The organism is Ornithinibacillus scapharcae TW25, assembly GCF_000190475.1.
In the GTDB taxonomy this organism is placed as follows: domain Bacteria; phylum Bacillota; class Bacilli; order Bacillales; family Amphibacillaceae; genus Ornithinibacillus; species Ornithinibacillus scapharcae.
Map to the genome: position 1 here is coordinate 47793 of NZ_AEWH01000038.1, position 10586 is coordinate 58378.

Sequence of the window (10586 nt, forward strand, 5' to 3'; positions counted from 1 at the left end):
TATCATGGAAATAAGGATAAATAATATGAGAAATCTCCTATTTTTGAGGTGGAAGATGGAAATTTATAAAGGTGAGAAGAAGCGGCTATATTTAGAAGAACACTCTATTGCCCATCTATTCTCTTTTTCGATTGACGAATACACGGAGATTCGTGAATATAAGCGGGACGAGTGGATCATTCAAGAAGGAATGAGGCCAGATTTTCTATTTTACATGATCGAAGGAAAAGCGAAAATATATGTAACCCATCAAAATGGAAAAGTATCATTAATCAACTTTATCAATGCGAAGGAATTCATTGGTGAGATGGAGTTATTAAATGAAATATATTATACAAAGGGAATTCAAGCAACCACCAAGACAATTTGTTTTGCTCTACCATTTAATCGTTATCGTGAAAAGTTACTGGAGGATACAAAGTTTCTTCGTGAATTAACAAGGTTTTTAAGTGTCAAAGCAACGACGATAGCGGCGAAATATTCCCAAAGTCTTGCCTTTCCCCTTGAAAATCGGCTAGCAGACTTTATCTTGCAGACTGCTGATGAAGGGATTTATAAAGAGAAACACGTAACGGTGTGTGATTATTTAGGGGTATCCTACCGTCACCTATTGCATGTGTTAACCCAGTTTTGTGAAAAAAGTTACTTGCAAAAGGAAGGGCGGAATTATCACATTAAACAATACGAGTCATTGTCTGAGCTCGCTAAAGTGATGAATAATAAATAGAGATTAGTTAGGATGAAGGGAAAAGTAACAAGACCATTTAGTGAGCTTAAGTATTATTCACCTTGGAGTTAACTCCTCTTTTTAACGCTAGGAACAAAACTTTTCTCTTTTAGTAAAATAGAAAAACCGGGTTATTATCTATATAACCCGGTTTTTATTCAATTGGCTGAAGAAGCTCTCTTTTGGTTCCTAAAATAAGCAACTGCCAGTAATAGTACTGTTACAATAATGCTGAAAATATAGGTAATAATGCCTTCTTTAATATGAAACCACTCCATTATTTTTTCATCACCAATAATCATGTTACCGGCAGTCCAAGCCAAAATTCCCGAGCCAATGTACGCGATCCAAGGATATTTTTCCATGAATTTAACAATGATTTTTGACCCAAATATCATAATAGGAATACTAATCAGTACTCCTAAAGCAAGTATTAAAATATTACCTTTGGAAGCACCCGCAACGGCAACGACATTATCTAAGCTCATGACGGCATCCGCAGCTATAATTGTTCCGACTGCACCAGCAATAGAGTCCTTTGCCTCAACAGAATTTTCCTCCTGGCCATTATTGACTAGTACATGATAGGCAATATATAAAAGGAGTAGACCTCCAAAAAAATGGACAAGTGGAATATTTAATAGTAATGCAATAACTACCGCAAATACAATCCTCAAAACGATAGCAAAGCCTGTCCCTAAATATATTGCTTTATTACGATTATGTTCAGGTAATCTTCTAGTAGCCATTGCAATAACCACCGCATTATCTCCAGATAATACTAAATCAATTGCGACAACGGTTAGTAGTGTAAGTATGGTCTCAGCTGCAAAAATATCCAAATTTAATTCCTTCTTTGTTCATATTTTTTAAAGATGACAGTATTTAGTATACCTCTTTTTTGCTTTTCCTCAATTAGTTGGGACAGGAGTGTTGTTTATGGCTTGGTTTGAATTGCATACAGTAGTATCACCCTTTTAAAAGGTGTTATGGTAAAATTGACCTATAAGTGTTTATGCAAAATTTTGGAAGGTGAATTATTAATTTCCATTAAAGGGTGAGTATGCTTGCAAACTAAAAGAAATAAACTACTAGTAGCGTTATGTTTAGGTTTTTTAATACTGCTTGGTTTTGGTATTTTTATCCTAATACATGATAAAGAAGAAGAATTCACATACAGTAATATAAGTATTCCTAGTATGATGGAAATCGGAGATACCTATACCATAAGCTATGATTCCCAATCCTCGAAAATATTCAATAAATCAAATCCTCCAGTTGAATTTTGGATAGAAGAGGGGAACGATATTGTGACCCTTTCAGAGAACAGAGAGCTTTCGGCTACAGCATCCGGATTAGTTGTCTTAGGAATAAAAGCTCCCATTACATATAATTCAGGAGAAGATAATATTTTCTCAGTCGTAAACTTTATACCGATATTTGTCAATCAAAATACTAATCTAGATAAAATCTTCAATAACCAACATAATGGTAGCGAGTTTCAACATATTAAATTCGATAAACATGTTGAAGAAATTATCGATTCTTATGAAGAAAAATATGGTTATAGCATAACGGAATCGACTGCACTAAGTTACGGAGCTCAATATAGCGATTATGAACCATTAGGAGCTTATATAGAAATATTTGATGAAAAGTTCGGTCCTGACCAAGATGACAGATTAGAAGAACAAATTAATTTTGGTTTCAAAGAGGAATTCTTCGGCTCGGACTTTCCAGGTTTTGAACCCTACCTAACGATTTTTAAGGATAATACAGTAGTCTATAATTATGATGATACCGATATTTATGTCGATGTAAGTAATATTAAAGATTTTACGATAGAAGACGGACAGGCGAAAATATACATCGAAAGTCACAGTCATACGAACGAGACTTGGAATCAAGGTGCAAGTGATGATGAAATTGTTTGGCTAAGGGGACTTGAAGACTGTTATTCCAATTATTATTTTGAACTAAATCAGGTCGGGGTTGTGGAGCACGCTGAAGATCTCGAAAATGATTTTTGTGAATGACGTTAATCAAGCCTAATGAAAAGGCACCTATTGATGGGAAAAACTTAGAATTATATATACAGCACCTTCGATTTATTAGAGGGTGCTGTTTTGTTATTTCTTGAATAAAACTTGCAAACAAATTAGACCGTCTTCCATTTAAAGAAATTTTTTCCACAAAATATTATTGACACTCTGATATTATACGTCATATAATATCACCAGAAACAATATTATATAACGTATAGTATTATAAATTAAATATGGAGGTGTTCCAATGTCATTCCAGCTGGGTTCCTCATTACTTGATGCATGTGTCCTTGCCGTGTTGGCAAGAGAGGATGCGTATGGCTACTCCTTGACTCAGCAGGTACGTGAGATTATGGATATATCGGAATCGACACTTTACCCTGTCCTACGTAGATTGCAGAAGCAAGATTACTTGACCACATATGATCAGCCATTCCAGGGTAGAAATCGCAGATATTACCGTATTACGGATAGTGGTATTGAAAGGTATAAGGAGCTGCTTCAAGAGTGGGTCGACTATAAGCAAAGAATTGATTCTGTTTTATTAGGGGGTAAAAATAGTGAGTAAGGATGAATATCTAAGGAAGCTTCGATTGAAAATCAAAAAACTACCAAAACAAGAAATAGATGAGGCTATTCTTTATTATCAGGAGTATTTTGAAGAAGCAGGCGAAGAAAGTACAGATGTTGTTATTGCAAGGTTAGGTTCCCCGTCCCATGTTGCATCACAGATTTTAGCGGACTATGCGGTGAAAGATTTGGATACGGATAATAGTCCAACGAAAAAAAGCTTTTCTGCAGTTTGGTTCATCATACTGGCAATTCTAGCTTCACCTATTGCGTTGCCATTGCTGGCTGTGGTTGTTCTTTTTGCACTTTCCTTAATCTTGGTATGTGGAATGACTATTCTTACACTTTTTATTTTTGTCATTGGTTTACCAATTTCGGGATTTGTCAGTACGGTATCCGGATTTGCAGTAATCTTTCAACATTGGCAGACGGCAATATTCTTTATTGGCATAGGTCTAGTTGTATTTGGTATTGGGATGCTACTATATTCCCCAATTGTATATTTCTCCAAAAAGGTTAGCACTGGTGTAGTGAGATTATTAAAAAGGCTGGTTGATAAAATCACAAACAGACGCAAGGAGGGGAAATAAGTGAAACAAGGGAAAAATAAAGTGAAAGTAATTGGTAGTGGATTAATTGTAGTTGGCATCCTTCTTGCAGTAATTGGCCTTTTGACGGGAGCTAAGTTTTCAATTATTAATACTGGCGATGGACTTAAGGCAGTGGGGGAAAGTGACCGTTTACAAGAAGAATTTATATTAGAAGAATATAAGAATCTTGACGTAGATCTTGCAGATGCAGATATAGAGATTATTCCCTCAAATGAATTCAGATTAGAGATTGAACGATTGGATGGTATAGAGATTAGCCATAAAGTTGAAAATGAAGTACTGAAAATTAGCGATGAAAAATCCGCCAATACGTGGTTCGGTTTTTCCATGAATCTATCTGGATTCACTGATAAAACAAACATTAAAATTTATGTTCCAGTGGATGCTGAATTAGAAGATGCCAAGATATCCAGTAAATTTGGTGATATTCATATAGATGGAATATCAGTAGATCAATGGGTGATTCAAGCTACAGATGGCGATGTAGCGATATATGATATTAACTCAAATGGATTAACGATTGAGAACAGGTTTGGCGATGTCACAGCCTCAGATGTGAAGACACATGATTTCATGATAGAAATGACGGATGGATCTAATGAGTTTAAGTCTATTGATGCTGTAAATACCAACATAAAAATCGAATTTGGTGATACTTACTTTGAAAATTTCACCAGTCAAGGGGCTAAAATAGAGAGCACGGATGGAGATATAGAAATTAATGGCGTACTCTTTGGTGAAACCATGATTGAAAGTAAATTTGGAAGTGTCTATTTGGATTTAGCGAATAAAGAATCAGAGTTGAGTTATACGATTAAATCAAGCTTTGGTGACGTCTATGTGAATGATAAAGAATTAGGAGTGAAAGCATCCCATTCTGCCAAAACGGATAATAAGATGGAAATCAGCACTTCAGATGGTGATGTAGAAGTTACGTTTAACGAAGAATAGAAATAATTATAATTAGCATAAAAGAGATTTACTCTCCAAAGGTAGATAGAATTCTGATACCTTTGGGGAGTTTTATTTTTGGTAAAGTAGCATTAGTAAAGCAAAGTCTGCTAATGTTAGCACAACAACTATCAAAATAATAACCTGAATATAGCCTATTATTTTAGTAAGGAGTGAGGCAGATGAATGAATATATACAATTAATGATTGATTGGATGGAGGATAGGTTAAAAGTAGAGTTCTCGCTAGATGATTTGGCTCGTTATATGGGATATTCACCTTATTATTGTTCTTTTAAATTTCATCAAGTTACAGGTATTAGTATTAGGCGCTATATTCTTCTTAGAAGATTGTATTTATCTACGGAAGATCTAGCAAATAATCGAAAGATCATCGATATTGCCTTTGATTATAATTATTCATCTCAGGAAGCTTACAGTAGGGCTTTCAAAGCAGTTTTTGGTATTAATCCAAAGGAATTCCAAGTAAATCAGATGCCTGTTCAATCATTTGCTAAGCTCCAAATCTATTATGGTAAGGATGATTGTAGAATGAATATATCGAGGGAAGTTGAGGTTGAACGTTTAAAGAGTAGGAAGAGTGAACTATTTGACTATAACGTACTGAACATATTAAACGGCCAACTCATGTATGAGGAATTTAAAAGTAAGAAGCTTATGGGGAATTCGGATTATGCGCCATTTAATGAAGCAATGTGCATTAATGCGACTACGACTTCAATATTCGACCAAGACTTTATTCAAACAAGAGCAGCAGGACATGGTGAGTCAGAGGACAATTACCGATCTAAGGTAATAAAACCCTTCAATAACCTGTTCCATAAAAACTATGATTATATTGTATTATGGTTTGGGGAAGATATGTTTTGTCAGATGAACCTTCTAACTATTCTAGCCTATCTTGAGCAGTCTCAATATAAAGGTAAAGTATTTTTCAATAGCTTTAGAGAGGACGAGTTTAAAGTTAGCCAAACGGAGCTTACTTTGGGTAGCTATTATTCCGTTTATGAAGAAGTATTGGTCCATCACATGAAACCAAAAAATGAACTTCCTCCAGTCATGTACCAAGCTATAGAGTTATACTTAGAAATGCAGAAAGAAACTAATATTGTAACAAAATTTATTGAGAAAAATAAACAGTTACCTACACCTGAATTGCTTAAGCGGCTATTCGAAGTTTTCCCAACAGTAGGATATGGAGATTCACAATATATAGAGCTGATTAATAAAGTAAAGTGAATAAAATTGATAGGCAGTATTAATTAATGGGGATTTTAAAAGGATTAAAGCATAAAGAGATAGCTTATCTTTTGATTAAGCTATGTAAATGGGGTTTTCTAATCTGGATTCCCTGCAAAGAAAAAGCACTCTCCAGTTAGTTGGAGGGTGCTTGTTAAGATTAATACTCCCCTTTAATGACAAAGAATGATCCTCGTATAGTTCCGGCTAATTTAGACTTCTGCCTAGCAAATTTAAACTTACCCTCTAGCTCTTTTGGGACTTCCATTCCTTCAGAAAGCTTAAAACCAACAGCGCGCTTCTTAGGGTTGTCAACCGTATACAACACATTAACTTCAAGTCCATCCTCATAAAAAATGTAGGCCCATCTGATGTTTTCAACTTGAAACTTCGACGTTTCTAAAGGTTTAGCAGCAAACTCAAGATCACGTTCTTCCTTTAATATTCGGTTCACATATTCTAATGTCTCCTGACTTTCACTAGCTGGTACTACCGTAAATTCATGTTTGTATTTATTCATAAAGTATCTCGCTTCATTAGCCCGCAACCCGGCTAGCGCATCTGCCACAGGTGATGACTCTAACCCTATTGTAGATACATTTTTAAAATCAACAATATATGACATATCGCTTCCTCCTTTATTTCCGAACAACAGGAATCCACATTTCACCATACACAAGGCCGTCCCGCTGTCCCATCACCACAGCGGTATTCGGTCCACCAACATAGGCAACGTAATCTGCTTCAGGAAGGGCTTCACCAAAGGCCATTCCAGTGAGCTTGTTACTTAGCTCTTCATCTGTACTTGCCTCCCCCTCGACTATGATGTATTCCCCTTCTGGAAATTGGATAAGTCGTGTTGCTTCTGGTAGGGTTTCTTCTGTCATAACCCCAGCATAATGCATCATTTTATTATTCACTGCCTCGTTCACAACAAAAATATAGTCATTCGAAGCAATAGCTTTTAACTTATCTAAACTTCCGTCTTCTTGTACTGCCTGCCAGAAATCTGCCTTTTCCTTGTTGATGCCCATATAGTCTGTGTAATCACTCTTAAGCTCCGTTCCAATCCCTAATACAGTAAAGCTTTCCTTTTCCTCTAACTTATAATTTGCCATTTCCAAATTTCCTCCTTTTTTTAAAACAAAGTGTTTTTGTTTTTTCTTTCTGAGTTTATAATAGCCTTAAACCATGTCAAAAAGTGACACTGTTTAGGAGGCCCTAATGAAAAAAGTTGAGCGGATTAATACAATCATGCGCTATATCAACAATCGTGCCCACTTTACCATATCGGAAATCATGAAAGAGTTTAATATTTCCCGTTCGACAGCTATTCGGGATATTAGGGAAATAGAGGCGATGGGGATGCCACTTGTTGCTGAAGTTGGTAGAGATGGTGGCTATTTTGTTATGAACAACTCTGTCCTGCCAACGGTACGCTTTACAGATAATGAAATCAAAGCATTGTTTATTGCCTTTATGGCCACTAGAAATCAACAACTTCCCTATTTAAAGAGTCGTCATTCATTAGCAGAAAAACTTCTCGGGCTTATCTCAGAAAACCAGCAAGATGACCTAGTGCTTCTTCATAAAATTTTGCTTTTTGAAGGTACGAATCCTCACAATCCTGACTTGCTTGATTTATCAGACCTGCCCCATCCTATGTTAGAAACTCTTATCCAAAACATTCTTTTGGATAGCAATTTACTACTTACGATCAAAGAAGATAATAAGGTAAAGATATATCCAATTTATCTCTTACATTTATATCGTGAAAAAAGCATGTGGTTTATTGAAGGATTTGATGTAAAGGATGAAAAGAGAAGGATCGTTCCTGTAGACAATCTTACAAATGTTGAACCATCCCCGGTCAAAAAACGTTTAAATAAGAAAAAGGTTTTAGAAAAAATGAGTAAGCAGGAAGAAATGGTTAACCTTGTTTTAGAACTAGGTCCAAAGGCAATTGCCCAGTTCAAAAAATACCATCCTTTGAAGGCTAGCATATCTTATACGAATCCATATCAAACCACGGCTGTTTTAAAGACTTTTATTGATGTTAATCATCTTGAAGAGTTGAATGAATTATCCAATTGGCTACTTTTTCTGGGTGAAGATATAAAGGTCAAAGAAATACCTGAAGAGGTCTTAGATGTTTTACAAAAGAGATTATTACTATACTCGCCATAAGAAGTGCCAGTTAATACGCTATTAATCTGGAATTGTGGGGATCATTTAATTAATGAAGTCTTATGTTGAATTTTTACCTATATTTTGCCATAAAAACACCCCTTTAAGTTAGAATTATGACGCCAACTTAAGGGGTTCTGTCCCTTTTTCTAAGCTGATGGAACTGAAGCTATCCTTAATTATTAACATGTAGCAGTTTGATTAATTCTATAATTTTTTCGTTGTCACCTGGATCAACGTACACCAGCTTTGCACTTTTTATAATATCCTCTGTGTATTCTTTCATAAAGTTCTCTTCGACCTGAGCGGGACTAGCCCAATGTGAAGGAACATTGTACACGTTGATCGTACCATTCCCATTACTACTATAAGTTACGGAACCATCAACAGAACGAGATCCCTCTAATGTAACCACATCTTTTGGGTAGGTAGCACTTGTTTCATCATAAATATTAACTGGTTCCCCAGCTGAAATATGCCGAACGTTTAACTCATCTATCTCTTGGTTCGGTCCTAGCTGTAACCAAATTCGAGCATATTCGATCTGTTCACTAGAATATTGGGATAGTGTTTCTCCCTGATAGACGACATTTGCGTCACTAGTTTCAGATGCGATTATCTCCGAATTGTTATTAACATTTTTATCCGAAGAGGTGTCATTTGCATTAGTCTCTGCCTCTTCTAACTCACTTGTTGAAGAATTTTCATCTGTTTCCTTTTTATCTTCTGTTGATTCTAAAGCTAAACTTTTTTCGGAAGAATCTGTTGTGGACTTTTCGTTTGTTTCGCCAGCACATCCAGCTAGCATTCCTACAAGCATACATAAAGCAACATTAAAAAGAAGATTCTTTGTGAGCAATTTCATTCGTTAAACCATACCTTTCATTATTATAGAACCCACTGAAGTTCCGCATTGTATAGTTGATTTCATTAAACTCACGTCCATATTGTTTCGTTTGGTGAGTAAGTTTGGTTCAAGCATACTATACAATTACTTTAACATAAAAATTCCCTTTAACTGGAAGGAAATCAAGTTTTGCTAGAATAAATTCTTAATGAACTTGTATTTTAGGTACAAGGGATGGTGTATAGAAAAAGAGACGCTATTTCATTCATAAGGAATTGCGTCTCCAATTTACAATGTTATTTTCAGTTTTCTCACCCGGTTAGATATAAAGAGGCATCTTATTTAGCAGCTAGACTATCCCCTAAAAATCAAAGTTGTCAGGATCTGGCCCAACCCGGTGATTTTGATTCAGACCATTAATTCGATTCATATCTTCTTCCGTTAATTGGAAGTCAAAGATATTGGAGTTCTCGATAATCCGATGTTCCTTCGTTGATTTTGGAATCGTAATAACCCCGTTTTGTAGATCCCAACGGATAATAATCTGCGGTACCGTTTTGTTATACTTATTTGCAATTTCTAGTAGAGTAGGATGGTCTAATAATTGGCCTTGCATTAAAGGTGACCAAGCCTCTAGCTGAATACCATTACGTTGGCAAAATTGCTGGACTTCTGTTTGGGTTAATCGTGGGTGGTATTCCACTTGATTAACCATTGGCTTTACTTCGGCATCTTTCATTAATTCTTTAAGGTGATGAACTTGGAAGTTACTGACACCGATAGCTTTCACTTTTCCTTCTTTATAGAGAGTTTCCATTGCTCTCCATGCCTCTTTATATTTGTTTTCCACAGGCCAGTGAATGAGATATAGATCTAGGTAATCTAGACCTAGTTTTTGTAGGCTAGTTTCATAAGCTGCAATCGTTGACTCATAGCCTAAATCAGAATTCCAAACTTTAGAAGTGACAAAAAGCTCTTCTCTTGAGATACCTGCTTCTTTTATTCCTTCCCGAATTGCTTGTCCAACGCCAGCTTCATTTTCATAAATTGCCGCAGTATCAATACTGCGATAACCATGTTTAATAGCAAATTTAATAGCATTAACTAATTCTGGGCCTTCTTCCACTTTGAACACACCGATACCTAACCAAGGCATGTGGACACCGTTATGCAATGCTGTAGTGCTGTTTAAAATTTTAATCATTTATATAACCTCCATTATAATTGTGAGAAATAAACGGCGATGATAGCTCTATCAACATCAACTTATGCGTTATTTTCATCCAAGAAAGTGATGACAGGCTCTATCAACATCAACTTATGCGTTATTTTCATTCAAGAAAGTGATGACAGGCTCTATCAACATCAACTTATGCGTTATTTTCATTC

12 protein-coding genes are annotated in these 10586 nt (G+C 35.7%); 7 read left to right on the forward strand and 5 right to left on the reverse strand.

All coding sequences use genetic code 11. The annotated features are described in order from the left end of the window. The first annotated feature begins 55 nt into the window (after window positions 1–55). Window positions 56–727, forward strand: a complete 672-nt coding sequence (gene yeiL / locus G5W_RS0109350; RefSeq protein WP_010096119.1) for a transcriptional regulator YeiL — start codon at window positions 56–58, stop codon at window positions 725–727. A 158-nt stretch (window positions 728–885) separates the two neighbouring features. Here yeiL and G5W_RS0109355 read toward each other — a convergent pair whose 3' ends face one another. Next, a complete protein-coding gene (locus G5W_RS0109355) occupies window positions 886–1569 on the reverse strand; it encodes a TerC family protein (RefSeq protein WP_010096120.1) in 684 nt (227 codons plus the stop codon). Window positions 1570–1794: 225 nt separating this feature from the next. On the opposite strand from G5W_RS0109355, the gene G5W_RS0109360 reads away from it, so the two are divergent. The 5 genes from G5W_RS0109360 (at window position 1795) to G5W_RS0109380 (ending at window position 6163) form a co-directional block, all read left to right on the forward strand. Continuing rightward, a complete protein-coding gene (locus G5W_RS0109360) occupies window positions 1795–2763 on the forward strand; it encodes a hypothetical protein (RefSeq protein ID WP_010096121.1) in 969 nt (322 codons plus the stop codon). 256 nt (window positions 2764–3019) lie between these two features. Further along, on the forward strand, window positions 3020–3340 hold the full coding sequence (locus G5W_RS0109365) for a PadR family transcriptional regulator (protein ID WP_010096122.1): 321 nt from the start codon (window positions 3020–3022) through the stop codon (window positions 3338–3340). Next, window positions 3333–3932, forward strand: coding sequence for a DUF1700 domain-containing protein (locus tag G5W_RS0109370; RefSeq protein ID WP_010096123.1), 600 nt, complete (start codon window positions 3333–3335; stop codon window positions 3930–3932). Before G5W_RS0109365 ends, G5W_RS0109370 begins: the two co-directional genes overlap by 8 nt. Beyond that, window positions 3933–4904 carry a DUF4097 family beta strand repeat-containing protein gene (locus G5W_RS22785; RefSeq protein ID WP_010096125.1) on the forward strand — a complete coding sequence of 324 codons (972 nt, stop codon included), beginning with the start codon at window positions 3933–3935 and terminating at the stop codon, window positions 4902–4904. 182 nt (window positions 4905–5086) lie between these two features. Then, window positions 5087–6163, forward strand: coding sequence for a helix-turn-helix domain-containing protein (locus G5W_RS0109380; protein WP_010096127.1), 1077 nt, complete (start codon window positions 5087–5089; stop codon window positions 6161–6163). A gap of 160 nt (window positions 6164–6323) precedes the next feature. Here G5W_RS0109380 and G5W_RS0109385 read toward each other — a convergent pair whose 3' ends face one another. After that, the gene (locus tag G5W_RS0109385) at window positions 6324–6788 is read right to left on the reverse strand and encodes a hypothetical protein (RefSeq protein ID WP_010096128.1); all 465 of its coding nucleotides are present in this window, start codon (window positions 6786–6788) and stop codon (window positions 6324–6326) included. 13 nt (window positions 6789–6801) lie between these two features. Continuing rightward, window positions 6802–7281 carry a GyrI-like domain-containing protein gene (locus G5W_RS0109390; protein ID WP_010096129.1) on the reverse strand — a complete coding sequence of 160 codons (480 nt, stop codon included), beginning with the start codon at window positions 7279–7281 and terminating at the stop codon, window positions 6802–6804. Between the two features lie 106 nt (window positions 7282–7387). On the opposite strand from G5W_RS0109390, the gene G5W_RS0109395 reads away from it, so the two are divergent. Then, on the forward strand, window positions 7388–8350 hold the full coding sequence (locus G5W_RS0109395; protein ID WP_010096130.1) for a helix-turn-helix transcriptional regulator: 963 nt from the start codon (window positions 7388–7390) through the stop codon (window positions 8348–8350). Between the two features lie 175 nt (window positions 8351–8525). Here G5W_RS0109395 and G5W_RS0109400 read toward each other — a convergent pair whose 3' ends face one another. Continuing rightward, window positions 8526–9215: a hypothetical protein gene (locus G5W_RS0109400; RefSeq protein WP_010096131.1), complete on the reverse strand. Its 690-nt coding sequence runs from the start codon at window positions 9213–9215 to the stop codon at window positions 8526–8528. 343 nt (window positions 9216–9558) lie between these two features. Then, entirely contained in the window at window positions 9559–10401 is an 843-nt protein-coding gene (locus tag G5W_RS0109405) for an aldo/keto reductase (protein WP_010096132.1), read from the reverse strand. Between the last annotated feature and the right edge of the window lie 185 nt (window positions 10402–10586).

What these genes read in the sequence shown, in the direction of transcription:
- G5W_RS0109365 (WP_010096122.1), top strand. Translation starts at nt 3,020, where the DNA reads ATGTCATTCCAGCTGGGTTCCTCATTACTTGATGCATGTGTCCTTGCC.
- G5W_RS0109405 (WP_010096132.1), bottom strand. Translation starts at nt 10,401, where the DNA reads ATGATTAAAATTTTAAACAGCACTACAGCATTGCATAACGGTGTCCAC.
- G5W_RS0109395 (WP_010096130.1), top strand. Translation starts at nt 7,388, where the DNA reads ATGAAAAAAGTTGAGCGGATTAATACAATCATGCGCTATATCAACAAT.
- G5W_RS0109385 (WP_010096128.1), bottom strand. Translation starts at nt 6,788, where the DNA reads ATGTCATATATTGTTGATTTTAAAAATGTATCTACAATAGGGTTAGAG.
- G5W_RS0109400 (WP_010096131.1), bottom strand. Translation starts at nt 9,215, where the DNA reads ATGAAATTGCTCACAAAGAATCTTCTTTTTAATGTTGCTTTATGTATG.
- G5W_RS0109390 (WP_010096129.1), bottom strand. Translation starts at nt 7,281, where the DNA reads ATGGCAAATTATAAGTTAGAGGAAAAGGAAAGCTTTACTGTATTAGGG.
- yeiL (WP_010096119.1), top strand. Translation starts at nt 56, where the DNA reads ATGGAAATTTATAAAGGTGAGAAGAAGCGGCTATATTTAGAAGAACAC.
- G5W_RS0109380 (WP_010096127.1), top strand. Translation starts at nt 5,087, where the DNA reads ATGAATGAATATATACAATTAATGATTGATTGGATGGAGGATAGGTTA.